This window comes from Parasutterella secunda, assembly GCF_016901835.1.
In the GTDB taxonomy this organism is placed as follows: Bacteria; Pseudomonadota; Gammaproteobacteria; order Burkholderiales; family Burkholderiaceae_F; genus Aphodousia; species Aphodousia faecavium.
This window is the reverse complement of sequence record NZ_JACJKX010000011.1, coordinates 29,870-54,301: the sequence shown is the minus strand read 5'-3', so window position 1 is coordinate 54,301 and position 24,432 is coordinate 29,870. Positions and strand designations below refer to the sequence as shown.

Genomic DNA, 24,432 nt, shown 5'->3' with positions numbered 1-24,432 from the left:
GGAGATCGTTCATGCAGGGTGATGCGGCCATTTCTCTCAAAGGCATAGTCCGATACGAAAAAGGACTCTCCGAGCCTATATTGCGGTCGGTGAGTGCCGATTTGCCTGCTGGACGTTTAATCGCACTGGTGGGAGCCGACGGAGCTGGGAAAACCACATTGATGCGGGTTATGGCAGGGCTTTTAAAGCCTCAACAGGGAACCGTGACCATGTTGGGTGAGCCGCTTTATTCCGATAAATTGGCCGAACTTCAGAATCATTGCGGCTACATGCCTCAACAGTTCGGTCTTTATACCGATCTGAGTGTCCGTGAAAACCTCTCGCTATATGCCGATCTGTTCGGTTTGAGTGAAACTGAACGACGTGACCGTTTTGATGAATTGCTGCGCATGACGGCCTTGAGGCCTTTTACCGAACGGCCTGCCGGAAAACTATCGGGTGGTATGAAACAGAAATTGGGCCTGGCCTGTGCGCTGTTGAACCGTCCGAAGATCCTTCTTTTAGATGAGCCGAGTGTCGGAGTAGATCCGCTTTCGCGTCGGGAACTCTGGACAATTCTCAAAGAAAATGTCAAAACTCGGGCCATGACCGTCGTGGTTGCCACCACTTATATGGACGAGGCTTCACTTTGTGATGATGTCGTCGTGTTGGAAGAGGGCCGGGTTGTGTTGCATGACAGTCCGCAAAATATCGCCTCGATGGCCGAGGGGCTGACCTACACTTTATCGGTCGGCACTGGCCTTAAAGTTCGGGATATTCAGGCGCAGCTTCTCGATGATACGGACAATATTTGGGATGCGGTTCCCAGGGCCGACGGCGTGAGAGTCCTCATTAAAAAAGGGGTAGATTGCGAAACAGTCGAGAAAAAACATTCGCTTCACCTCAAAGCCGTCCCGCCGGGGCTTGAGGACGGATATTTGGTCAACCGCCTGCATTCAAAGACATTGCACCCGTATTCGGTCATTAGGGATAAAAAAGAGCAAAGGGCGGCGGAGAGTTCAGTCGAAGCTGTTGTGCACGCGCGCAATCTTGTAAGACGTTTCGGATCCTTTACAGCGGTGGATCGTACTTCTTTTGATGTTTACCCGGGTGAAATTTTCGGTTTGTTGGGCCCCAACGGTGCCGGGAAAACGACGACTTTCAAAATGCTTTGCGGCCTTTTAACGGTCAGTGATGGAGAGCTCAAGGTCGCGGGAGTTGATGTCCTTAAAGCAAGGGAAGAGGCTCGTGAACATTTGGGCTATATGTCCCAGAAATTTGCCCTTTACGGGGATCTGAGTGTTGATGAGAATCTGGACTTTTTCGCCAGTGCCTATGGACTCGATGGTGTCCAAAAACGTGATCGCATTGAGTTTTTGCTTCATGAGTTTGAGCTTGATGAGTGGCGGAATACGCAGGCCAAAGCCTTATCAGGAGGCTTTAAGCAGCGTTTAGCGATGGCCGTGGCCCTCGTGCATCGGCCGCGACTTCTCTTTTTAGATGAACCGACAAGCGGCGCGGATGTTCTCACCAGGCGCCAATTCTGGCGATGGATGACCGCTTTAAGTCAGTCCGGCACCACGATTATTGTGACCACGCATTTTATGGAAGAGGCGCTTTACTGTGACAGGCTTTTAATTCAGGATGCGGGCTTGCCCTTGATAATGGGTACACCTCAAGAGGTTCGCGCTGAAAGCCCCACGATGGATGAAGCTTTTATCCGTGTAGTGGAAAGTTCACGCGACACAAGGAGCGCATCATGATGAATTGGCGAGACTTCAGCCGTCATGTGAAGGCCTTGTGTTTGAAAGAAACACGTCAGATTCTACGTGATAAAAGTGCCATTCTTTTGGGAGTGGTCCTGCCTCTTATTCTGATCATTCTTTTCGGGCACGGACTTTCATTTGATGTCAAAGATATTCGTCTGGCAGTCGTCAACAGTCAGTCCGGGGAGGCTTCAACTCTTTACACTCAGGCGCTTTCAGCCAACAAGACATTTATCGTCAACGTTTACTCCGATCGCACTCAGGCCATGAAAGCCCTGGAGCACTTTGAGGTGGAAGCGGCGCTCTTTTTTGAAAAACAATCGTCTGACAATCAGGCGCAGCTTTTAGTCAACGGTATCGATTCTCCGAGAGCGACGATGGTAGCCAATGCCGTCTTGGGCACCATTCAAAGTGCGGGATCGGCCGCAAGGGATTCTGTCGGCATTAATGTTATTCCTCGTATTTGGTTTAACGAATCCGCTGAAAGCCGTTGGTATTTAGTGCCGGGGCTCTTAGTCATTATCCTCACGATGATCGGTACCATGCTCACGGGACTGGTGATAGCCCGTGAGTGGGAACGCGGCACCATGGAGGCTCTTTTAGCCACTCCTATTTCGCCCTGGGCGCTGCTCTTATCAAAGACTATTCCTTACTTCGTGCTCGGTTTATTGGGCTGGAGCCTATGTATGTTGGCGGCGGTATTTTGGTACGAGGTTCCCATTCGGGGCGGCTTGTGGTTGATAGCGTTGTCTTCGGCTCTGTATTTTGAGGTTTGCCTTAGTATCGGATTGATTATTTCTGCGGCGACTCGCTCTCAGTTTTTATCGTCTCAGATTGCGCTCTTGGCGAGTTTTTTGCCGGCCCTTATTCTCTCGGGTTTTATTTTCGATTTGCGAAGCGCGCCTGAATGGGCCAACGTGGTGGCATATGTGCTTCCGCCCGTTTACTTTATGGAACTGTTAAAAGTCGGTTTTCTCACCGGAGGGATGACCGCGTTGGTGGTGAAAAACCTCACGATCCTGACGGTTTTCGGTGTTTTACTGATGTTGCTTGCTCGTAAGCTCTGCCAAAAGAGGATTCGAAAATGACAAAACGTTCAATCCGATTTAAAGCGCTTGTGAGAAAGGAACTGTTGGCAACGCTCAAGGAGAAAACCAGCCGCATGATCCTTGTGGGACCGCTGCTGCTTTACATCTTGCTTTTCGGCTACATTGCAAGCTTTAACCTCGATCGCGTCCCTTACGCCTTGTGTGATCTCTCCGGCAGCGAAGCGTCGGCTACCTTTGTGCGTGCCTTGGATAACAATCGTATTTTTTACCGTGAGGCAACACTGCAGAGTGTTTCTCAGATTGCGCCGGTTATGGATGAAGGTGAGGCACTCCTGACGGTCGTGATCGAGCCGTCTTTTGCCGAGCATCTCAAAGACGGTAAGACCGCCGATGTACAGGTGGTGATTGACGGGAGAAATTCCACCACTGCTCAGCTTGCAGCGGGCTATGTCTCCCAAATTGCTCAGAGCGTTAATGCTTCCGTAAGCGGCATACCCGAAACCGTGCGAACTCGTTTTTTGTTCAATCCTAACCTGATTACTCAATGGTTTATCATGCCCGGGCTCATCGTGATGCTCTCTATGCTCCAGGTGGTGGTGCTTTCAGCCCTGTCGGTGGCTCGAGAGCGTGAGCAGGGCACCTTTGAACAACTTTTGGTCTCTCCCTATACGACGGGCGAACTTGTGGCGGCCAAATCCATTGCACCGATTCTGATCGGACTGTTTCAAAGCACCTTGATTTTCCTGGTGGACCTCTTTTGGTTTGAGATACCGATGGGGGGCAGTATTGTCTCGATGTATCTGGTCCTTTTTCTTTTCACGTTGTCTGTTGTCGGTTTGGGATTGGCGATTTCCGCCTACAGTCAAACCATGCAGCAGGCACTGTTGGTGGTTTTTGTCTTCTTGGTGCCGATGGTTTTATTGTCGGGACTTTTTGCGCCGGTTGAAAACATGCCCGAGTGGATTCAGTTTTTAACCTATGCGGATCCTTTGCGATTTACCTTATCGGCAGTCAGACAAATTTATTTGGCGGGTGCCTCGGTGTGGACCGTTTTACCCACCATGATTCCGGTTGTTGTCATGGCCCTGGTGACGTTGCCGGCGGCTTATCATTTTTTTAAGAAACGACTATGAGAAAGAAAACAGCAAAAATTCGTGGCGACGGAGAAAAAACCCGTGAATCTTTAATTGAAGTGGCCGGGGAACTGGCAGCTGAGCGCGGTTGGTCCAATGTCACCGCCAAAGATGTCTGTGATGTAGCAGGGGTCAACTGTGCAAGCGTCAATTATTGGTTCGGTGGACGAGACGAATTGTATCTGGCCGTACTTTTGCGCATTCCGGAGACGATTTTCAGTCAGGAATTGGAAATCGAAATGGTGCAATATGAAAGTACGGAGGAAGCTTTGCGCTACTTCTTCATGCATCACTTACAACATATTGATGATCGGAAAAGCTGGCCTATGCGCGTCTGGGCTCGTGAGGTCACGACCAATCCTTCACAGAACATGCTTCGATTGGTCAGTGAATTCGGTATGCCTCGCATTAGGGCACTTCACCGGTTTTTCGCTGATTTTCTGGGATTGAGCGATTGCTCGGATACACGGGTGAGCGCAGCCTTTATCTCATCGATGGGGCCGGTTCTTTTGTTATGGTTGGTTACGCCTGAGTACCGCAACATTGTTGTTCCCGGCTTTAAAACTGATCCGGAGAGTATGCGGCAATTGTTGATTGATCGGATTATGCTGGGATTGAAGGCACAACGCGAAGCGATTCAAACAGAAAAGGCGTAAAGCCTTTGGCCTTACGCCTTTGAGGCGGCTGCAGACTAATTACACGACGCGGTTAGGAGCGGTGCCGGTGGCCAGAAAAGCTTGAATATTTTCAAGTGCTTGAGCGCCGGCACTTTCTCGCGCTTCAAAGGTTGAACTGGCTACGTGAGGGGTGATGATGAGATTATCAAATCCGCTCAGTCGTTCATTAATTGCCGGTTCGCCTTCAAATACATCGATGGCAGCGCCTGCAATGATCTTTTTGTCGAGCGCCTCAATGAGCGCTTCGGTATCGATGAGTTCTCCGCGACCGATATTGATCAGATAGCCTTCGCAGCCCAGTGCCTTAAACACTTCCTTATCGGCAATGTGGTGGGTCGCAGCCCCTCCGGGCATGGCCAAGACAAGGTAGTCGGCCCAAGCGGCCATTTCTTTTAAGTTATCAAAGCGCCGGTAGGGCACATCACAAGGACTTAAATTCGTATAACCAACCTGCATCTTAAAGCCTTCGGCACGACGGGCGATTTCACGGCCGATGTGACCGAGACCGGCCACACCGATTTTTTTACCGCTTACACGCACGGAAAGGGGAAAGCCCGAAAAAGTGCGAAGGGTATTTTTGGCGTGAACGAACGCCTGAGGAATACGACGGGAAAGGGCAGTCAGAAGAGCCCAGGCAAAGTCTGCGACATCGTCGCTCGTGGCCGACGGGGCGTTGGTGAGAACGATACCGCGCCGCTTCATCTCTTCCAAATCAAATTTGTCAAAGCCTACGCCCAAACTGGCGATCATTTTGAGGTTTGGGAAGTTGGTCAAGAGTTTTGCATCCATCCTGACAGGCGGATTGGTGATGAGGATTTCAATATCGGTTAAGTCCGAGCGTTCCTCGTCGGTTAAATCGTCCCAGTATTGAATCTGAGCCGTACCGGCCAGTCCCGTCACAATGCTCTCGGGAAGAGGCTTTTTAAAGAAACTGATGATTCGCATAGTCGTTCCTACTCGTTGTCTTCGTCCAAGTCTTTTTCAAGTGTCACTTCGGGGCTGACCATCGGGTGAATCAGACGGTAGAGTTCTCGAGCACTCTTGGGAGGCTTTCCCATCTGAGCTTCTTTTCGGGCTGATCGGATCAGTTGACGAAGCGATTGAACATCAACACCCGGGAAGTCTTTAATGAAATCGGTAAGTGCCGCATCTTCGGCAATTAATTTGTCACGCAGGCGTTCGGCTCGGTGGTGCGCAGCCACGGCCGCACGACTTTCTCCGGTTGCAATATCGATGGCCGCGCGGACTTTTTGCGGATCGAGTCCGTTCATGCGTTTGCCGATCAGTTGAAGTTGACGACGTTGGGCACCGAAAGACTTCATCTTGGCATATTCATCAATGGCTTCACGCACATCGGCAGGAAGCGGAATTTTATTGAGCGTTTCAGCGCCGAGCTTAGTCATTTCTTTTCCGAGATCCTGCAGCGCCTGAAGTTCTCGTTTGATCTGCGATTTGCTGGGACGATCGTAGCCGTCGTCTTCAAAATCGTCTTCAAGATTGTCTTGGTATTGAGCCATGGTCATGTGTTCCGATTGAATAATTAACGGATTTTAACGGGTATTTTTTATTTTCAGCATTATCATTGATGAATTAAGTGAAAATTGAAGTCAAAGAGAACTGCCTTGAGTGATATCGTCAAAACATTCCCTCATTCCCCATTTGAGTTGCATGCACCCTACGAGCCTTCGGGAGATCAACCACAGGCTATTGCAGAGCTCAACGATGGGTTAGACAGTGGCCTTGCTTTTCAAACTCTTTTGGGTGTGACGGGATCGGGTAAGACCTTTACGATGGCCAACGTGATCGCCAGGCAAGGAGTGCCCGCGCTGATCATGGCTCCGAACAAAACGCTGGCTGCGCAGCTTTACTCCGAAATGCGGGAATTTTTTCCCAATAACGCCGTTGAATATTTTGTCTCCTACTACGATTACTATCAGCCGGAAGCTTATGTCCCGAGCCGAGACCTTTTTATTGAAAAAGATTCGGCTATCAATGAACATATCGAACAGATGCGATTGGCTGCCACAAAGAGCATATTGGAGCGGCGTGACACCATTATTGTGGCGACGGTTTCAGCTATCTACGGTATCGGAAAACCCGAGAGCTACACACAGATGCGACTCATTATGCGCACGGGTGATCTCAAGAGCCGCTCGGACTTTATCTCGCAGCTAGTGCGCATGCAATACAAGCGCAGCGAAATGGATTTTGCTCGCGGTACTTTCCGCGTCAGAGGCGACACAATCGACGTGTTTCCGGCCGAACACGCCGAAATGGCCGTGCGTTTTGAGCTTTTTGATGATGAACTCGAGTCCATTGCGTTATTTGATCCCCTGACGGGAAAAATTGTTCAGAAAGTCACCCGCTTTGTCATTTATCCGGCAAGCCACTACGTGACCCCGCGCGATGAAATCGTTCGGGCAATCGGCACCATCAAAGAAGAACTTCGGGAGCGAAAAAAGGTTTTCTTAGATGAAGGGAAATTGGTGGAGGCTCAGCGGCTTGAGCAGCGTACACTTTTTGATCTTGAAATGCTCGATCAGGTGGGTTTTTGCAAGGGCATTGAAAACTACTCCCGGCATCTGACGGGGCTTGCTCCCGGCGTGGCGCCTCCTTGTTTGATCGATTATTTACCCTCTGACTGTCTGATGTTTTTTGATGAATCACACGTCATGATCGGCCAGTTAGGCGGTATGTATCGGGGGGACCGCTCCAGAAAAGAAACATTGGTGCTTTACGGATTCCGTTTGCCTTCTGCATTGGATAACCGGCCGCTGCGTTTTGATGAATTCGAGCACAAAATGCGCAGAAGTATTTTTGTGTCGGCGACTCCTGCCGATTACGAGTTGGAGCACTCCTCACAAGTGGTCGAGCAGGTTGTGCGGCCCACTGGCTTAGTGGATCCGCAGGTCATTGTGCGCCCGGCCTCAACTCAGGTCGATGATGTGCTCTCGGAAATTAACGAGCGGGTCAAAAAAGGTGAACGGGTATTGGTCACCACACTGACTAAACGCATGGCAGAGGATCTGACGGACTTTTTAAGCGATAACGGGGTCAAAGTCCGTTACCTTCACTCGGATATTGACACGGTTGAACGCGTCGAAATCATTCGTGACCTTCGGGCCGGTGTCTTTGATGTATTGGTGGGCATCAACCTGTTGCGCGAAGGTTTGGATATCCCGGAAGTGTCGTTGGTGGCGATTTTGGATGCCGATAAAGAAGGTTTTCTCCGAAGCGAGCGCTCGCTCATACAGACAATTGGGCGCGCCGCACGAAATGTCTCCGGTACCGCTATTTTGTACGCGGACAAAATGACGGATTCCATGAAGCGTGCAATAGGCGAAACCGAAAGACGCCGTGCCAAGCAAAAGGCCTACAACGAAGCGCACGGCATTACGCCAAAGAGCGTGAAAAAAGAAGTGCGCGATATTATCGACGGCGTTTATCGTCCTGATGCCCCGAGTCGTGAGGATATTGCTGAGAATGTGGGCTCGATGACCGAAAAAGAACTCTCGGCTCAAATTAAAAAACTTGAAAAACAGATGTTTGAGTACGCGAAAAATCTTGACTTTGAAAAAGCGGCGGCCGTGCGCGATAAGTTGGCCGAGCTCAAAAGCCGGGTGCTTGGAGCAGCTGCTCCGACCGAAACTTAAACCAGGAGAAAGAGATGATGGCAGACATTCCCGATTGCAACCGAGTTTTTGCCAATGAGTACGGAACGACCGTTTTTCTTAAAAATGTTGTCAAAGCGCCCAATATCGAAGTCGGTGATTACACCTATTATGACGATGCAGAAGATCCGACTGCGTTTGAAAAACGCTGTGTTCTTTTTAACTATCCGGAGTTTTTCCCGGAAAAGCTCATCATCGGAAAATTTTGCGCCATTGCTCAAGGAGTGCAGTTCATGATGGGTGCGGCTAACCACCGTCTCAACAGTCTGAGTACTTATCCGTTTAATGTCATGGGTGGTCTTTGGCGGGAAAAAACAACGCCGCACGTGAGTGAGCTTCCCACCAAAGGAGACATTGTCGTCGGTAACGACGTTTGGATCGGACGCGAAGCAAAAATTCTGCCCGGTGTCAGAATCGGAGACGGAGCGATTATCGGAGCCTATGCTGTCGTTGCCAAAGATGTACCGGCCTACAGTGTAGCGGTCGGCAATCCGGCCCGAGTCGTTAAAAAACGCTTTGATGACGAACTGATTGATTTGCTCGAGCGTGCGCGCTGGTGGGATTGGCCTATCGAAGAGATTACGGCATTTTTACCCGCATTGACCCTGTCGGATGTCGTATCGGCAAAGAAACTTTTGAAGCAAAAAGTTCAAACGTGCGCCGACTCGTTGCAGAACTGTGCTTCGAAAGAACTAAAATAGTAAAACATATTTTTGAGCTCAAATTCTTAAAGGTTAAAAATGAGTATTACGACAACCATTCATACCGAAATGCGCCGTCAGGATCGTGCTGTGGACGATCCCACCATCATTAAGGCTTTTTTGCATCGTTGTAAGATGATCACACTGGCCATTCACGATGAGCCTTTCCCGTATATCGTACCTCTGAGTTATGGCTATGAGGTTAACGATGACGGCCTGATTTTCTATTTTCACGGTGCGGCCGAAGGTCACAAGGTTGAGCTTTACGGAAAAAATCCGCATGTCAGCTTCTGTGTCGCTGAGCCCGCCGCAACTATCATTGAAGATAATCCGGCCTGCCGTTCCGGTCAAAACTACTTCTCTGTCGTAGGCCGCGGAGTCATTGAACGCTTAAGCGGAGAGGATCGGGTCAAAGCGATGGACGCCATCATGCATCACTACATGGGTGATAACGGAGAGTTCTCCTGGACCTATCCCGAGGAGGTGCTCGACAAGATGGCTTTTTGGGCGCTTCGCGTACATGAATTGTCCGCCAAGACCCGTCAGGAAATGGCTTTCAGAAGATAGCGCAACATGCAGAATTTCCATGATTTGGTGGGAGGCTTTCACCATTTTCGGGCCAACTATTTTCTCAAGGAAAAAGAATTCTTTGAGTCGTTGGCCCACTCACAAAGCCCGAAAACCTTAGTGATCGCCTGCTGTGACTCCAGAACGGATCCTGCTATTGTGCTCGGATGCAAACCGGGCGATCTTTTTGTGGTGCGCAGTGTCGCTGCCATCGTCCCGCCGCCAGAGAAAGCCGGTGAGTACGATGCGGTGATGGCCGCGGTGGAGTACGGCGTCAAGCATCTCGATGTGGATCATATTGTGGTGATGGGCCACTCCAATTGCGGAGGGATTGCCGGACTTTTTAATCCTCAAGCGGTCAGAAAAGAGCGGTTTACGAGCAAATGGATATCGCTAGCCTGTCCGGCCGTGGAGCGAATCAATGAAGAGAATTCGCAGGAAGATTTGACTCAGCGAATGCGTTTGAGTGAAGAAGCTGCGGTCCTTCTGTCTATAGAAAATTTACTTTCTTATCCGTGGATTGAAGAGGCGGTTCAAGCTCAGAGCTTATCTTTGCACGCTCTTTACTACGATATGCGCGAAGGTACGCTTAACGTTTGGAATAGCGAAATAGAAGATTTTGAATTGGCGACTCGTTAAGAAGAAGCCGAAATTTTTTAACGAAATTTCGGCTTTTGTCCTCTGTTACTTGAGCGCAATCAACGCAAATATTCAACCACGCGTGTTTTCGGTAAACGCGACTTGGGCCGCTTGGCGTTGGAGTCATTATCGGCCCGATAACCCAGCGCGATGGCAACAACGCTTCTCTCATCTTTCTTATCGAGCCCGAGAATCTCATCGAGCTTATCAAAGTCGAGCCCACCCAAAATTGTTGAATCCACACCGATGGCGGCGGCCGCAACGGTCAGACAACCCAAAGCGAGATAGGCTTGATTGCTTGTGTAGCGCAAAAGTCCTTCAGGGTCATTATCAAATTTTGTGGAGTAGGTCAGACGAATAGTGTCCGGTCGCTCCGGTCCCTTCCAACTTGTGTATCGTCCGTCGGCCTCCTCCTGAGTGTAGAGCTCTTCAAAATAATCTTTTGTTAAGTGTTTCGGTACAACGAAAATGATGTATTGCGGCGCCTTCATCCGTTCGAGATTGAAGTCCTTTACCGCGGGCATGATTCTGTCTCGCATCTCGGGCGTATCGATGACGTAGAACTTCCACGGTTGAATATTTGTGGACGATGGGGACAGCCTCAAAACTTCCAAAAGCGTGTCCATGTCTGCGTCGCTTACACGGCGCATCGGATCGTAGTGTTTGGTTGTGTAGCGGGTACGCATAAGCTCAAGAATGTCCATGCTTTTCTCCTAGAATTTTTTGGCGAGCAATACCCTCAAGGCACCTGAACCACCTTCAGCGGTCGGCGCCTGAACAAAGGCCTGAACTTCACGCATCTGACGCAGCCAACGTCTGACCAACCCTTTTAACACCGGGCCTTCTTCACCGCTGTTGATGCCTTTACCGGTTACGATTCTCACGCAGCGGATATGTGCCTCGCGTGCCTGAAGAATAAAATCCACGAGCGCTCGTCTGGCCTCTTCCGTACGGTAACCGTGCAAATCGAGGTGTGCACCGACCGGCCAAAGTCCTCTGGAGAGCTTTTGAGCAAGGTCAACCCCGCAGCCCACGGAGATGTATTCACGGTCTCCCCAATCGTCGGCACTGGCCCCATCGAAACTGTCTGAAAGGCCGACCTCGGCATGAAGTTTTTCAGGGGTGCGTTGTATGATGGGGCGGGCAGGTTTAACCGATGGCACAATCTTCTCGGACTGTTTATTGAGTTTGACCACACCCAGCCGCTTCATCTCCTTTTCGAAAAGATCTTTTTCAGCCGGGTCACGCGCTACAGGTGTCACACCGATTCGCTTCATTTCGGCTGCAAACAGGGCCCGATCGTCTTCAGCCTTTTCCTGCCGTTCAAGTCTTGCCGCTTCTTCCTTTTCACGAATGGCAGACTCCTCAGCCAATCGTGTTTTGATTCCCTTTAACGCATCAAAACCTTTGGCACGCATGATCTACTCCAGATTTTCCAAATAGCGCTGTGCGTCAAGCGCAGCCATACAACCGGTGGCAGCACTGGTAACGGCCTGGCGATAAATCTGGTCTTGACAGTCGCCTGCGGCAAATACGCCTTCGACATTGGTGGCCGTAGCGGCGTGAGAACCCGTTCCTGCCGTGACGATGTAGCCGTTATTTAACTGCAGTTCATCGGCAAAAATGGCGGTATTGGGCGAGTGACCGATCGCGACAAAAAGGCCGTCGATAGTAATCGTTTCGTCACTTTTGCCCTGAGTGCTCTTTAACAGTACACCAGTGACACCTTTATCGTCGCCCAAAACTTCTTTTACTTCTTTAAAGAGATGCAGCACGATTTTGCCTTCTTCGACAGCGTGCATGAGTTTTGTCACCATAATGGGTTCTGCCTTGAAGCTGTCACGGCGGTGAACGAGATGCACGACGCTGGCGATATTGGATAGGTAAAGCGCCTCTTCCAATGCGGCGTTTCCTCCACCCACTACAGCAACCGTTTTTTTACGATAGAAAAAGCCGTCGCAGGTGGCACAAGCCGAGACTCCGCGCCCTTTGTAACGGGTTTCGGATTCCAGTCCCAGGTACTTGGCGCTGGCTCCCGTGGCAATGATGAGTGCATCGCACGTGAAGGTTTTACCGGAATCGGCTTCAAGACGAATCGGTTTTTCCTTCAGGTGTGCAGCGGTGATGACGTCAAATTCAATGCGGGTGCCGAAACGCTCGGCATGATCCATGAAGCGTTGCATGAGATCCGGGCCTTGGGCACCATTGACGTCAGCAGGCCAGTTTTCAATTTCTGAGGTTGTCATCAATTGACCGCCTTGCTCCATCCCGGTGATTAACAGGGGATTGAGGTTGGCGCGGGCAGCGTAGATTGCGGCCGTGTATCCGGCGGGGCCCGAACCGATGATGATGAGTTTTTCGTGTTGTGTTGTCTGTGTCATTTCAAATTTCCATCCATTGATCAGTTAACGAGTCCATTCTATCCGAGCAAGCAAAGAAAAAGATGCGAAAAATTGAAAACTTTGCTTAAGTTTGGTTCAAACATGAGCTAAAGCCCGTACAATTAATGGGTTGATTTAATAAGCATGCTTTGATGAAAAAACCGGCACTGATTAAAGAGAAAACCAAGAAAAACATTTTGCAACCGGCAACCCGAAAATCTTCCCGAACAAAGGCCGCGGCAGCTGCGGTGACTGTCAGCGCCGTTGTCAACGACCCGGTCCCGACAACCGGCAGTCAAAAGAAAGTGAGATTGGGCTCGGTCGTAGGCGTGTGCCTGCTCGTTTTCACAGTTTTGTATCTGTTGATGCTCCTGTCCTATAACCAGGCTGATCCGTCTTTTTCCCATGCGGCGCCCAACGCCACGCCTAAAAACTGGATCGGACTTCTCGGTGCCTGGATTTCGGATATTGCGCTTTTTGCCCTGGGATGGTCGGCCTATTGGCTTGTGCCGGTTGCCTTGATGAGCGCCTGGCGCTCGATGAGCCCCAACTACAAAAAGCCCGCCTTCGGCAAAATCAGCCATCTTTTAGGCTTGATTATTCTGCTTTGTGCCAGTACTTCGCTTGAAGCTCTGAGACTTTATTACCTTGCTGAACCCCTTCCTGGATTAGCCGGCGGCGTTTTGGGTCAGTCGGTGATGACCGCCTGTGTACCTCTGGTGGGGGCTTTGGGGTTGACGCTACTTATGGTTGTTTTTGCCATGATCGGTGCGGCAGTGTTTTTTGATTTCTCGTGGCTCACGGTTGCTGAGAAAATCGGTACCCGAATCGATCGTCTTTGGCACTTCTTTACCGACAGGCATGAGGCTCGGGTTGATGAGCAAAAGGGAAAGAGTGCTCAGGAAGAATTGGTTCAGCAGTTTAGGCAGGAACCGGTTGAGCCTCCTGTCGCAGACTCTCCGGTTGAGAATAAGCCCGAACCTGTCGCAGCAGCTGCTTCCCGTCCGGTTATTAATCCGCAGGCCAAGGTGAAAAAGTCCGAAGTGGCTTTTGAAGCACAGCAAGAAACGCTTTTTGAAGATACTACGCAGCCAGTGCGTCCGTCTTTGCGTCTTTTTGATCCGGCGGGAAATTCCGAGCCTTCCATTGACAAGGCCTCTTTGGCGGTCATGAGCGGTTTGATAGAAAGCAAGTTGGCCAGTTACGGCGTATCGGTCAAAGTTAAAGCGGCCAACCCCGGACCGGTGGTTACACGTTACGAAATTGAATTGGCCGAAGGCGTCAAGAGTTCAAGTGTCAAAAGTCTTGAATCCGATTTAGCGCGTGTGCTCTCGGTTCAGTCCGTGCGCGTGCTCGATACCGTGCCCAATACGCCTTACATGGGCATTGAAGTTCCGAATCCCCGCAGACAGCTTGTTCGTATCTCCGAGTTGCTCGGCTCTCAGGATTTTGCAAAATCCAAGGCTTTGTTGCCGTTGTGTCTGGGTAAGCGTATTACCGGAGAACCTTTCGTTGTGGATTTGGCCAAAATGCCGCATTTGTTGGTTGCCGGTACAACGGGTTCGGGTAAGTCGGTCGGTGTCAACAGCATGATTTTGTCATTGCTCTACAAGTTTGAACCTTCCCGTCTGCGATTGATTCTGATCGATCCGAAGAAAGTGGAATTCGCTTATTACGAGGATATTCCGCATCTGCTCTGTCCGGTCGTGGATCAGATGAATGAGGCCAAACACGGTCTGCAGTGGTGCGTTAAGGAAATGGAGCGACGCTACAAGTTAGCCCATAGCGTCAAGGTGAGAAACCTTGAGAGCTTTAATGCGAAAGTGCGTGAGGCTCGCGCCAACGGCACACCTTTGATGGATCCTCTGGCTAAAAATGCCGGTGAAGAGATCGAACTGCAGGAATTGCCCTACATTGTGGTCGTTGTTGACGAATTGGCTGACTTGTTGATGGTTGATAAGAAGGGGGTTGAAGAGTCGCTTATTCGTTTGGCCCAAAAAGCCCGTGCGGCAGGGATTCATTTGATTTTGGCAACACAACGCCCGAGCGCCGATGTGATTTCCGGTCTTTTGCGTACAAACATTCCGTCACGAGCCGCCTTCCAAGTGGCGACCGGTTCGGACAGCCGTATTATTTTGGATCAGACAGGGGCGGAAAACCTGTTGGGTAACGGTGACTTCCTCTTTAAGATGCCGAGCCTTCAGGTTCTCGAACGTATCCAGGGGGCATTTGTCACCGATGAAGAATTGGAACGGGTGACACAATCGCTGCGGCAGATGGCCAAACCCAATTACGTTGATGATGTGCTCGTAAGCGAAGAAGACGAGGCAGCAGACTCAGATGAACCGAGAGGGACTAACGGCGGAAAGAAAGATCCTCTTTTCGATAAGGCTGTCCAAATTGTGATTGAAAGCAAGAAGTGTTCGGTGACTTATCTGCAAAGACGCTTAGGGGTGGGTTACCCGAGAGCGGCCAACATCGTTGAAGATATGGAAGCCGAAGGCATTGTGAGCCCTGCAGACTCAAGCGGCAGACGCACGATTAACGCTCGAAACAACGAGGATCTGTAATGAAAACCTTTTGGATAACAATGGCCGGTGTTGTACTGGCAGGATACGGTTCAGTATCCATGGCGGCAGCAACCGACGATCTGAGCCATTTTTTAAAAACTGTGACTAGTGCTCAGGGCAGTTTTGAGCAGAAAGTGTTTACCCGGGATGGAGAAAATAAAGAGGCGGCCGGAAGCGGAGATTTTGCTTTTTTACGGCCCGGAAAATTCAAGTGGCACTACAACGCCCCTTTTGAAGAGTTGATTGTCACGGACGGGAAAACGCTTTGGCTCTACGATACGGAGCTCGCGCAGGTAACCCAAAAGGCTTTGTCGGGTGCAATCCCTGCCTCGCCCGCCTCGCTTTTATTCGGTGCTCAGGACTTTCGTCAGGATTTTCAGGTCGAAAATCTTGCCTCTGACGATGGACTGCAGTGGCTTAAAGCTACACCAAAGGATGACTCCAACGCTTTTTCTGAAGTGAGAATCGGCTTTAAAAACGGGATACCTCAAAAGATGAGTTTGTGGGATAACTTCGGTCAGGAAACACGCTTGAATTTTGAAAACTTCAAAACCAATGTGAAATTCAAAGCATCGGACTTCACATTCAAAGTACCGAAAGGTGTTGACGTCCTGAAAGATAACAGTGCATTTTAAGGTTGCTCAAATTTCTTTTTCTCCATTAAAAAAACCTCGGCAGGAAAACTCGCCGAGGTTTTTTGTAAGGGAAAGGCACAAGGCTCTTAACCTGCGATCACACGGGAGCGCGGACCTTGAGTTTTATCAAGCGTACCTTTCTTCACCTTTTGAGTCAGGTGATAAATCACGTAGCAAAGCACCGTGAACGGCACACCGCAGTAAAGCGCAATGCGTTGAGCCGGATCAATGCCCATGCCGACCATCACGATCACACACATGGCACCGCCCACAATCGGAACCCACGGAAAGAAGGGGCTTACGTATTTCAATTCAGAGAGGCTGTGGCCGGAAGCCACAAATTGCTTTCTGAATCGATAATGGGCAACACAGATACTGAGCCACACGGCAACGGTGGAAAAGCCCACGATTGAGGTGAGGATCACAAAGACGGTATCCGCTGCCATAACGCTTGAAGCGAGAGCGAGGAACCCGCCCAACATACTGAATGCCAGAGCGTTGACCGGAACGCCGCGCTTATTGAGCTTAGCCAAGCCCGCCGGCATCATGCCGTCATGACCCAAAGACCACACCATGCGTCCGGAAGCATAAAGCCCCGTGTTAGCTGACGACAGAATCGCCGTAATAATCACAAAATTGAAAATATCGGCCGCATAGGGAATGCCCATTTGCTCGAAAACCGTGATAAAGGGGCTCTTGGAAACAGTAGCCGCTTCTGAAGGTAGAAGAGTGGCCACAATCAAGACCGTACCCACGAAAAAGATCACGAGGCGCAAAAGCGATGCACGCACAGCCATCGGAATGACTTTTTCAGGGTTGTTGGTTTCGCCTGCTGCGACGCCGATCAATTCGGTACCGGAGTAGGCAAAGCAAACCGTCACCATGGTAAAGAGCAGGGGAGTGATGCCGTTGGGCAGCAGTCCGCCTTCACCCACAAGGTGCGTCAGTCCGGGAGAGCCCGATTCTCCGAAGGGAATCACGTCAAAGAATGCACAGGCACCCAAAACGATGAAAACCTGAATCGTCACCACTTTAATGATCGAGAGGAAAAATTCACTCTCGGCAAAAAAGCGGGTGTCAATCACATTCAATAAGAAAATGATTGAGCCGAAAATTAGGCACCAGGACCACACCGGCACTTGCGGGAACCAATATTGCATGGCAAAGCCCACGGCAGTGAAAGCCGTGCCGAGCGTAACAGTCCAGTTGAGCCAGTACAGCCAGGCCACGGCATAACCCGAGGCAGGCGAAATGTACTTACTCGCATATAAGTGAAAAGAACCCGGGTCGGGATGCGCAACGGAGAGTTCTCCGAGACTGAGCATGATCAGGTACACCATGAATGCACCGATCAAGTACGCAAGCACCGTGCCGAAAGCACCGACGTTTGCGATGATATGACCCGTTCCAAAAAAGAGTCCGCTGCCGATCACGCCGCCGAGACTCAACATGATAAGGTGGCGCAATTGCATCGAGCGTTGAAATTGGGACTCGTTGTTCGCCGTAATCTTTTGGGAGTTCATAATGCCTTTCCCCCAAAGTGCTGTCATTGCGTTCTAGCGCCGAGGGTACAGGCTTTTACCCAAGGACTCAGGATCTTGTCTTCGACGAGTAATTTCTCGCTTCGAAGCTAGTCCGACAATCACAACGTGTTTTAAAAAGATGTCCGTCGTCCAAACGTTCATCTCGCGTTTTTCTCGGAGGTTGTCTCCCCCGATACGGTGGTCAACACATTTAACAGTTTTTGGTTGTTTGACACCGCGATAATAGGGACAAATGATCGCGATATCAATACTTGGACGAAAAAAAATTATTAGCAATGAAGCTATACACAATATATACCATGAATCGTGTTTTTATCGGCATATTTTCCAATTTATGGTGTATTTTTTTGGGAACAGTATTGTGTCTTTCCGGCAATATTTGAGAGTTGCCGACCGTTTTATCAGGTTAAAATGAACAAATCTTTTTCATCCGGAGTTAACCATGTCTGAAACAATGTGGGGCGGACGATTTGATCTGCCGATGGATCATCTGGTGCAGGAATTCAATGCCACGATTTTGATCGAAAAACGAGTCACACCTTTTTCGATTATCGGTAGCACGGCGCATGTTCACATGTTGGCTGCACAGAAAATTCTGACTGAGCAGGAAGCGAAGGAAATTTTGAAAGGTTTGGATGCCGTCCGTCAGGAAATTGAGGACGGCCGTTTTGTATTTGATGTGGCCGATGAAGACATTCAGATGGCAATCGAAAGACGCGTGACAGAGATTGTGGGACCGGTCGGAGGCAAAATGCACACGGCCCGTTCCCGTAACGATCAGGCTCAGCTCGATGTTCGTCTGTACACGCGCCACGCAATTATTGAAATCATTAAAGCCATCCGGGATCTTCAAAAAACTGTTATTGCCAAAGCCGAGCAATACATGGGGGTGATGTTTCCGGGCTATACGCATTTTCAGACCGGTCAACCCATTTTATTTTCTCATTGGATGATGGCTTATTTCTGGATACTCGAGCGCGACATCGGTCGTTTTGAAGATGCCTATAAGCGTTTAAACGTCTGCCCGTTGGGTGCCGCTGCGATGGCGGGGACCACCTTCCCGATTGATCGTGAAATGACTGCTAAAGAAATGGGCTTTGAAGGTCCGAGTGAAAATTCAGTCGATACGATCGGCGATCGCGATCATTTGATTGAGACGGATTCGGCTGCAGCGATTTGCATGATGCACTTGAGTCGTTTAAGTGAAGAAATCGTGCTCTTTACGAGTCAGGATATTCATTTCTTTGATTTGTCTGACGACTTCTGTACGGGTTCTTCCATCATGCCTAATAAGAAGAATCCGGATATTGCAGAAAAGATCCGCGGCAAAGCTGGTCGCGTGTTCGGTAATCTGCAGGCGATGCTTACCATGATGAAAGGTCTGCCTTTAGCTTTCAACACTGACATGAGCGAAGATAAAGAGCCGACCTTTGACTCGATTGATACGCTTCATATGAGTCTGCGCATTCTCAAGCCCATGCTCGAGAAGATGACGGTCAACGCCGATCAGGCGCGTATCGGTGCCGGCAGAGGGTACTCGAACGCCACGGACTTAGCCGATTATCTTGCCCGAAAAGGCATTCCTTTCCGTCTGGCTCACCACATCGTGGGCCACATCGTCAATTACTGCATCAAACACGATACGGATCTCGAGAAGATGACGCTTGAGGAATACAAGCAGTTCTCTGATGCCATTGAAGACGATATCCATCAGTACATTACGCTTGAAGCGTGTGTAGCAGCCCGTCATTCATTTGGCGGTACGGCTCCTGAACGGGTTGTTGAGCAAATTAATCGCGCCAAGGCTCGTCTGAATGTTACGCATTGTGGAGTTTAAAGATGACTGTTTTGACTTTAAACCGGGAAGACGTTCTTAAAGTATTGCCTAAAGTGGATGTTTTCTCGACCGTGGAGGCCATGTTCGGAGCTTTGGGGCGCGGTGAGGCCGTGCAGCCCAAGCAGGTTCAGACGCTTTTCCCAAATGATAAAGGTGACTTTATTAACTACACCGGTGTGTGGATGAGTGCGGGAGTCTATGGGCTTAAAACTTCACCTTTTATTGTTCAGGAAAAAGGCTATACCGTGACGGCCTGGACGCTTCTTATGTCTACCGAAACAGGTAATCCTTTACTGTTGGTTGACAGTTCCCGCTTAACCCTTGAGCGCACGGCAGCAACCACGGCTGTTGCCGTGAAGTATTTGGCACGAAAGGACGCTAAACACTTGGCTGTTATCGGCACCGGAGCGCAGGCTTTGGCACATATTCGGTATGTGTTCGGGCTTCGTGATTGGGAGAGCGTTCGAGTGTGGTCTCTAAACAGTCATGAACTGACCGAAGACAAGCGTGAAGAATTTAAAGCGGCGGCTCAAGGACGGCTGGAATTCGTGTCAAGCAAAGCTGAAGCCCTTCAAAAAGCGGATGTAATTTTGCTTTGTACCAGCGCAGCTCAAGCCGTTATCAGCACCACGGATATCAAAGGAGCTCCTTTGATTACGTCGATTTCCACCAATGCCCCTGGTGCTCACGAAGTCGATCCCGCCATGCTTGCAAAGATGGACGTCTATTGCGACTGCACGGCTACAACGGCAACGGTGGCAGGAGAAATGAAATTGGCAACCGAGGCAGGCACTTGGAAGCCAGAGAGGGTTAAAGGCGATTTGGGAGCGTTGGTTAACAAGGCATGTGAAATGCCCGCTTATGACAGGCCCGTTTATTTCCGCTCAATCGGTCAGGGGTTAGAAGATGTGGCCGTTGCTTTGGCCGTCTACAAAGAAATCAAAAATGAAGGGGATCAACAATGAAAATTGAAGCGTTCGGCGTCGAACAATGGATGAATGAGTGGGAAACCAAGTGCACGTACAACGTAGCTGAAACGTGTGTTGAGTCCGTTACTGTAGAGGAGCTTCTTGCCTTGGCAGGAGTCAGTCCTGAGCAGATGACCGCAGACTTGTTGAAAAAGAAACTCACGTACGGTTGGATTGAGGGAAGCACCAGAGTGCGTGAACTCATTGCCGGGTTGTATCAAAAGCAAAGCGCTGCCAATGTGGTGACGACGCACGGCTGTATCGGTGCCAATATGTTGGTGCACGAAACACTTGTGGAGCCGGGTGATCACGTCATTTCCGTTATTCCGACTTATCAGCAGCATTATTCTATCCCCGAAAGTTTCGGTGCAGACATTCAGACGTTGCGGCTTAAACCCGAAAATGGGTTCTTACCTGATCTCAAAGAGCTTCGTGAAATGGTCAAACCCAACACGAAACTTATTTGCATCAACAATCCCAATAATCCGACCGGGTCATTGATGAACGAGGCGATGCTGAGAGAAATCTGTGATATTGCCAAGTCGGTGGATGCATGGGTTTTGTGCGATGAGGTTTACCGGGGACTCACGCAAGAAGATGTTTACAGTCCATCAGTCGCAGATATGTATGAAAAGGGTATCAGTACGGGCAGTATGTCAAAAGTATTCAGTCTGGCCGGTTTGCGCTTCGGTTGGGTGACGGGACCTCAATCACTGATATCAGCGGTGTTGCACCATCGTGACTACAACACGATCAGCGTCGGCATGATCGATGAATACTTCGCTGAATTGGCGCTTGGTGCCAAGGATAAGATTTTGGCCAGAAATCGTGCTATTGTGCGTGAAAACTTGGAAATTCTCGACAGATGGGTACAAAGCGAACCGCGTGCTTCGTACGTCAAGCCCAAGGCCGGAACGACCGCATTTGTGCACATTGATACGCAATTGGCTTCTCACGAATTCTGTGAACGCCTGGTAAAGGAAAAAGGCGTGATGTTTACACCGGGTTCGGCTTTGCATACTGAGGGGTATGTCCGTATTGGCTATGCCAATAACAAGGAAGTCTTGAAAAAAGGATTGGAATTGACTTCTGAATTCTTAAGGGAAATTCCTTGATGGTTCAAAGATATTGAGAGATTGCGGGTGGGGCATCAAATAGGTGATCTGCCCGCTTAATTTTTGGGCGGCTTTGTCGTGAAAAATTAAAGCCCGCTGTCAGAGACATACGGGCTTTGAAAGTGGCTCCCCGAGTTGGGTTCGAACCAACGACCTGCGGATTAACAGTCCGTCGCTCTACCGACTGAGCTATCGGGGAATGAAGAAGTCCGGAAATCGAACTCAATCATATGAATTGTGTGGCTCCCCGAGTTGGGTTCGAACCAACGACCTGCGGATTAACAGTCCGTCGCTCTACCGACTGAGCTATCGGGGAATCAAGGCTGAGAAGTATACAAAGGACGTAAGAAAAATGCAAGGTATTTTTAGAGCAATTTAAAACAATTCTGAAAAAATTCACTGCGACCAAATTGAAAATGATCATAGCCAGTTTTGAGAGTTCTCTTTCCAATCAATAAAGTGCCTCCTAAAGATAGTTTTAAGAATGGCTCTTCCTTGCATATTTGAATCAGTATTTTCAATCCGATTTTGAACTACTGAAAAAATCTCTATTTTCAACAAATGCCGCGGAATTCCCTGTGCGAAAGCGCGGGGATGGATAACGGGCGAACCGGTAAAGTTCGCGTAATAAAATCTCGTTGTGAGGCGCGTCGGCTCCTTACAATCTACCTTTCTCCGGCTAAAAGAATTCGAGAATAAACAGCTCAAAAAGTTGCTCGAACTCGATGGGGGCGTCTTAGTGGACGCGCCCGTGCTTGCACGGAATCTGCATGCACATGCGATGTCCGACAACTGCTAGAAATGGGGGTACGCTCCCATGAAACCGCGTTCAACAGAGCACGGTAGTTCATACTGAAACGTATGCAAAACACATTTTTATTGTGTGCAGCCGGTTTGTCGTATTCAGAAATACCTCCACGTATGTAGAGAAAATCCAGTCATGTTTGGACAATGGCCTTATTTAGGTAAAATACCTCCCACGTCCAGCGAGATTTGCATGATTACTCGCTAAGTATTGGGAGGTTTTGTTGTGGTTTCCTCCCAATCTCGGGGGACAAAACCATAGCAAAACGCTTGAGACGTTGGGTGATCAAAATCATCATGGCGTTGATCTTGCTTCTTGCATGCTGAACGCGTAAGTAAAGAGCCTTGGTAGTCCCAACTATCGGGGCTCGCGTGTTTTTAGACCAAACATCCGAGGTGGTTTTTCAGTAGCAGGTTTGACATCATCAAGAGTTGCAACGATCACAGGGGCTTTTCATACAACAGAAAACTCCGCCGATATTGGTTGCTTAAATGGAGAAAATCCCAACCAAGCACAGCCAAACACTGAGAAGTCGGAAACACCCCCACGTATGTGGAGAAAATAGCAATGGCGAAGGTCTTAGAAGGGTAATTCAAGAAACACCTCCACATACGTGGAGAAAACCAGAACTGGCAGATATCGTCACTCGAGAGCATGGAAACACCTCCACATACGTGGAGAAAACGTAATTTCGTCTTGAATGTCTTGCGCATTCCAGGAAACACCTCCACGTATGTGGAGAAAACTTCCCGATGATGACAGACTGAAAAACTTATGAAGAAACACCTCCACGTATGTGGAGAAAACTACAGAAAATGAGCAACATTAACTGGGCTAAACGGAAACACCTCCACGTATGTGGAGAAAACGAGGACTTCGTCGAGTTTGGGAAGCTGCCGATGGAAACACCTCCACGTATGTGGAGAAAACGGCCACGATACCGTGAAATCCCCGATGGGTATGGAAACACCTCCACGTATGTGGAGAAAACCTTGAATGGGTGGCAGGGTTTGCTTTAATGCCGGAAACACCTCCACGTATGTGGAGAAAACACCGGCAGTGTTGGTAACTACCTCGAAGCGTCGGAAACACCTCCACGTATGTGGAGAAAACAATCAAGGGCTCGTCAATCGCCGAGAGAAAGAAGAAACACCTCCACGTATGTGGAGAAAACTCTGCAAACCACGATTCGGTCTGTTGAAGCGGGGAAACACCTCCACGTATGTGGAGAAAACTGGAACACACCTCCATGTCTCAAAAGTGGTCTAGGAAACACCTCCACGTATGTGGAGAAAACTTCTATCAGAATAGCAACAAGTATACCCAGTTAGAAACACCTCCACGTATGTGGAGAAAACCTAGCTTCCTTTTTTGATAAGACCAGTTCTGTGGAAACACCTCCACGTATGTGGAGAAAACCAAAGAGTACATCCGAATCACCGAATCCGATGAGAAACACCTCCACGTATGTGGAGAAAACGACAACGGGAAGCCGATGGAACGGTGAAATTGGGAAACACCTCCACGTATGTGGAGAAAACACTTTGGGCCTTCTGGGATAAATGCCCTCATCAGAAACACCTCCACGTATGTGGAGAAAACTTTTTAAATGAAATATTTGTGGGAGATTGCTCAGAAACACCTCCACGTATGTGGAGAAAACCGGCGTTCATCGTTCATTTTGCCGGGGATCTCGGAAACACCTCCACGTATGTGGAGAAAACGAAGCCCGAAGCAAGAAGCGACGGGCTTTTTCGGAAACACCTCCACGTATGTGGAGAAAACGCAATTTCAGATCCGGCAATCGAATCGATCATGGAAACACCTCCACGTATGTGGAGAAAACGAAAATAGAATATGCCTTCATTTTTTAACTCCAGAAACACCTCCACGTATGTGGAGAAAACCTTCGGGGTACGGGTGCCAGTCAACGTGCGTCAGAAACACCTCCACGTATGTGGAGAAAACTAAATGGCAATGAAATGTTTGTCCCGGCGGCTAGAAACACCTCCACGTATGTGGAGAAAACTCAAGGCGCAAAGCGGAAGCCCGCGCGAGGATAGAAACACCTCCACGTATGTGGAGAAAACTTATTTTGGATTACCTATTAATTCAAATCCTGAGAAACACCTCCACGTATGTGGAGAAAACCAAGTTATTTTCCGTTATGAATAAAAGGTGAAAGAAACACCTCCACGTATGTGGAGAAAACGGAATGTCGGACCATTGATCGTCTGGCTAAGTAGAAACACCTCCACGTATGTGGAGAAAACTGTTCGTCCTATGCCCGTTTACTCCGTACCGGGGAAACACCTCCACGTATGTGGAGAAAACTCCATGTAGTTCAAAAGAATAATTTTTTGTTTGGAAACACCTCCACGTATGTGGAGAAAAC

The 24,432-nt window shown here is 49.3% G+C and carries 19 protein-coding genes, 2 tRNA genes and 1 CRISPR repeat array (1 of these 22 running past the window's edge); of the genes, 13 read left to right on the top strand and 8 right to left on the bottom strand.

The window, feature by feature from the left end:
• The first annotated feature begins 11 nt into the window (after positions 1-11).
• The 4 genes from H5985_RS06665 to H5985_RS06650 are packed head-to-tail and all read left to right on the top strand — an operon-like array spanning position 12 to position 4,583.
• Positions 12-1,742 carry an ATP-binding cassette domain-containing protein gene (locus tag H5985_RS06665; RefSeq protein ID WP_205050530.1) on the top strand — a complete coding sequence of 577 codons (1,731 nt, stop codon included), beginning with the start codon at positions 12-14 and terminating at the stop codon, positions 1,740-1,742.
• Complete coding sequence (locus tag H5985_RS06660; RefSeq protein WP_205050529.1) at positions 1,739-2,833, top strand: ABC transporter permease; 1,095 nt, start codon at positions 1,739-1,741, stop codon at positions 2,831-2,833. Before H5985_RS06665 ends, H5985_RS06660 begins: the two co-directional genes overlap by 4 nt.
• Positions 2,830-3,927 carry an ABC transporter permease gene (locus H5985_RS06655; protein ID WP_205050528.1) on the top strand — a complete coding sequence of 366 codons (1,098 nt, stop codon included), beginning with the start codon at positions 2,830-2,832 and terminating at the stop codon, positions 3,925-3,927. Before H5985_RS06660 ends, H5985_RS06655 begins: the two co-directional genes overlap by 4 nt.
• The gene (locus H5985_RS06650; protein WP_205050527.1) at positions 3,924-4,583 is read left to right on the top strand and encodes a TetR/AcrR family transcriptional regulator; all 660 of its coding nucleotides are present in this window, start codon (positions 3,924-3,926) and stop codon (positions 4,581-4,583) included. Before H5985_RS06655 ends, H5985_RS06650 begins: the two co-directional genes overlap by 4 nt.
• 39 nt (positions 4,584-4,622) lie before the next feature.
• Here the strand turns inward: H5985_RS06650 and H5985_RS06645 are convergent, their stop codons facing one another.
• Together H5985_RS06645 and yjgA are read right to left on the bottom strand one after the other, a co-directional pair.
• Entirely contained in the window at positions 4,623-5,549 is a 927-nt protein-coding gene (locus H5985_RS06645; RefSeq protein ID WP_205050526.1) for a 2-hydroxyacid dehydrogenase, read from the bottom strand.
• An 8-nt stretch (positions 5,550-5,557) separates the two neighbouring features.
• Positions 5,558-6,121, bottom strand: a complete 564-nt coding sequence (yjgA, locus tag H5985_RS06640) for a ribosome biogenesis factor YjgA (RefSeq protein ID WP_205050525.1) — start codon at positions 6,119-6,121, stop codon at positions 5,558-5,560.
• 105 nt (positions 6,122-6,226) lie between these two features.
• Between yjgA and uvrB the strand changes: the two genes are divergently transcribed.
• Genes uvrB through H5985_RS06620 form a run of 4 tightly spaced genes read left to right on the top strand, consistent with a single transcriptional unit; the run spans position 6,227 to position 10,182 of the window.
• Positions 6,227-8,257 (top strand): excinuclease ABC subunit UvrB, encoded by a 2,031-nt coding sequence (gene uvrB / locus H5985_RS06635; protein WP_205050524.1) that lies wholly within the window; start codon positions 6,227-6,229, stop codon positions 8,255-8,257.
• A gap of 17 nt (positions 8,258-8,274) precedes the next feature.
• On the top strand, positions 8,275-8,976 hold the full coding sequence (locus H5985_RS09560; RefSeq protein WP_205050555.1) for a CatB-related O-acetyltransferase: 702 nt from the start codon (positions 8,275-8,277) through the stop codon (positions 8,974-8,976).
• 39 nt (positions 8,977-9,015) lie between these two features.
• The gene (locus H5985_RS06625; RefSeq protein WP_205050523.1) at positions 9,016-9,543 is read left to right on the top strand and encodes a pyridoxamine 5'-phosphate oxidase family protein; all 528 of its coding nucleotides are present in this window, start codon (positions 9,016-9,018) and stop codon (positions 9,541-9,543) included.
• 6 nt (positions 9,544-9,549) lie between these two features.
• Positions 9,550-10,182: a carbonic anhydrase gene (locus H5985_RS06620; RefSeq protein WP_205050522.1), complete on the top strand. Its 633-nt coding sequence runs from the start codon at positions 9,550-9,552 to the stop codon at positions 10,180-10,182.
• A 59-nt stretch (positions 10,183-10,241) separates the two neighbouring features.
• On the opposite strand, the gene H5985_RS06615 is transcribed toward H5985_RS06620, so the two are convergent.
• Genes H5985_RS06615 through trxB form a run of 3 tightly spaced genes read right to left on the bottom strand, consistent with a single transcriptional unit; the run spans position 10,242 to position 12,563 of the window.
• Entirely contained in the window at positions 10,242-10,886 is a 645-nt protein-coding gene (locus H5985_RS06615; RefSeq protein ID WP_205050521.1) for a nitroreductase family protein, read from the bottom strand.
• A gap of 9 nt (positions 10,887-10,895) precedes the next feature.
• Positions 10,896-11,600 carry a Smr/MutS family protein gene (locus H5985_RS06610; RefSeq protein ID WP_239481681.1) on the bottom strand — a complete coding sequence of 235 codons (705 nt, stop codon included), beginning with the start codon at positions 11,598-11,600 and terminating at the stop codon, positions 10,896-10,898.
• A 3-nt stretch (positions 11,601-11,603) separates the two neighbouring features.
• Positions 11,604-12,563, bottom strand: coding sequence for a thioredoxin-disulfide reductase (gene trxB, locus H5985_RS06605; RefSeq protein ID WP_205050520.1), 960 nt, complete (start codon positions 12,561-12,563; stop codon positions 11,604-11,606).
• Positions 12,564-12,715: 152 nt separating this feature from the next.
• On the opposite strand from trxB, the gene H5985_RS06600 reads away from it, so the two are divergent.
• Both H5985_RS06600 and lolA read left to right on the top strand, forming a co-directional pair.
• Complete coding sequence (locus H5985_RS06600; RefSeq protein ID WP_205050519.1) at positions 12,716-15,133, top strand: DNA translocase FtsK; 2,418 nt, start codon at positions 12,716-12,718, stop codon at positions 15,131-15,133.
• A complete protein-coding gene (gene lolA / locus H5985_RS06595) occupies positions 15,133-15,768 on the top strand; it encodes an outer membrane lipoprotein periplasmic chaperone LolA (RefSeq protein ID WP_205050518.1) in 636 nt (211 codons plus the stop codon). The genes H5985_RS06600 and lolA overlap by 1 nt, the downstream gene beginning before the upstream one ends.
• 86 nt (positions 15,769-15,854) lie before the next feature.
• On the opposite strand, the gene H5985_RS06590 is transcribed toward lolA, so the two are convergent.
• On the bottom strand, positions 15,855-17,318 hold the full coding sequence (locus H5985_RS06590) for an amino acid permease (protein ID WP_239481679.1): 1,464 nt from the start codon (positions 17,316-17,318) through the stop codon (positions 15,855-15,857).
• Between the two features lie 436 nt (positions 17,319-17,754).
• Between H5985_RS06590 and argH the strand changes: the two genes are divergently transcribed.
• From argH to H5985_RS06575, 3 genes are read left to right on the top strand one after another with little or no spacing between them, the layout of a single operon-like run.
• On the top strand, positions 17,755-19,149 hold the full coding sequence (argH, locus tag H5985_RS06585) for an argininosuccinate lyase (protein WP_205050517.1): 1,395 nt from the start codon (positions 17,755-17,757) through the stop codon (positions 19,147-19,149).
• A 2-nt stretch (positions 19,150-19,151) separates the two neighbouring features.
• Positions 19,152-20,114: an ornithine cyclodeaminase family protein gene (locus H5985_RS06580; protein WP_205050516.1), complete on the top strand. Its 963-nt coding sequence runs from the start codon at positions 19,152-19,154 to the stop codon at positions 20,112-20,114.
• A complete protein-coding gene (locus tag H5985_RS06575) occupies positions 20,111-21,232 on the top strand; it encodes an aminotransferase (protein WP_205050515.1) in 1,122 nt (373 codons plus the stop codon). Before H5985_RS06580 ends, H5985_RS06575 begins: the two co-directional genes overlap by 4 nt.
• A 123-nt stretch (positions 21,233-21,355) precedes the next feature.
• Here H5985_RS06575 and H5985_RS06570 read toward each other — a convergent pair.
• Together H5985_RS06570 and H5985_RS06565 are read right to left on the bottom strand one after the other, a co-directional pair.
• Positions 21,356-21,431: transfer RNA gene (locus tag H5985_RS06570), tRNA-Asn, on the bottom strand.
• A gap of 41 nt (positions 21,432-21,472) precedes the next feature.
• Positions 21,473-21,548, bottom strand: a tRNA-Asn gene (locus H5985_RS06565).
• A gap of 1,024 nt (positions 21,549-22,572) precedes the next feature.
• Positions 22,573-24,432: direct repeats of the CRISPR family, unit length 28 nt; unit sequence GAAACACCTCCACGTATGTGGAGAAAAC; it runs 61 nt beyond the window's last position.

Bases quoted from the DNA above. Each gene is read 5' to 3' on its own strand.
- H5985_RS06665 (WP_205050530.1), top strand. From the start codon at position 12: ATGCAGGGTGATGCGGCCATTTCTCTCAAAGGCATAGTCCGATACGAA.
- H5985_RS06660 (WP_205050529.1), top strand. From the start codon at position 1,739: ATGATGAATTGGCGAGACTTCAGCCGTCATGTGAAGGCCTTGTGTTTG.
- H5985_RS06655 (WP_205050528.1), top strand. From the start codon at position 2,830: ATGACAAAACGTTCAATCCGATTTAAAGCGCTTGTGAGAAAGGAACTG.
- H5985_RS06650 (WP_205050527.1), top strand. From the start codon at position 3,924: ATGAGAAAGAAAACAGCAAAAATTCGTGGCGACGGAGAAAAAACCCGT.
- H5985_RS06645 (WP_205050526.1), bottom strand. From the start codon at position 5,549: ATGCGAATCATCAGTTTCTTTAAAAAGCCTCTTCCCGAGAGCATTGTG.
- yjgA (WP_205050525.1), bottom strand. From the start codon at position 6,121: ATGGCTCAATACCAAGACAATCTTGAAGACGATTTTGAAGACGACGGC.
- H5985_RS09560 (WP_205050555.1), top strand. From the start codon at position 8,275: ATGGCAGACATTCCCGATTGCAACCGAGTTTTTGCCAATGAGTACGGA.
- H5985_RS06625 (WP_205050523.1), top strand. From the start codon at position 9,016: ATGAGTATTACGACAACCATTCATACCGAAATGCGCCGTCAGGATCGT.
- H5985_RS06620 (WP_205050522.1), top strand. From the start codon at position 9,550: ATGCAGAATTTCCATGATTTGGTGGGAGGCTTTCACCATTTTCGGGCC.
- H5985_RS06615 (WP_205050521.1), bottom strand. From the start codon at position 10,886: ATGGACATTCTTGAGCTTATGCGTACCCGCTACACAACCAAACACTAC.
- H5985_RS06610 (WP_239481681.1), bottom strand. From the start codon at position 11,600: ATGCGTGCCAAAGGTTTTGATGCGTTAAAGGGAATCAAAACACGATTG.
- trxB (WP_205050520.1), bottom strand. From the start codon at position 12,563: ATGACACAGACAACACAACACGAAAAACTCATCATCATCGGTTCGGGC.
- H5985_RS06600 (WP_205050519.1), top strand. From the start codon at position 12,716: ATGAAAAAACCGGCACTGATTAAAGAGAAAACCAAGAAAAACATTTTG.
- lolA (WP_205050518.1), top strand. From the start codon at position 15,133: ATGAAAACCTTTTGGATAACAATGGCCGGTGTTGTACTGGCAGGATAC.
- H5985_RS06590 (WP_239481679.1), bottom strand. From the start codon at position 17,318: ATGACAGCACTTTGGGGGAAAGGCATTATGAACTCCCAAAAGATTACG.
- argH (WP_205050517.1), top strand. From the start codon at position 17,755: ATGTCTGAAACAATGTGGGGCGGACGATTTGATCTGCCGATGGATCAT.
- H5985_RS06580 (WP_205050516.1), top strand. From the start codon at position 19,152: ATGACTGTTTTGACTTTAAACCGGGAAGACGTTCTTAAAGTATTGCCT.
- H5985_RS06575 (WP_205050515.1), top strand. From the start codon at position 20,111: ATGAAAATTGAAGCGTTCGGCGTCGAACAATGGATGAATGAGTGGGAA.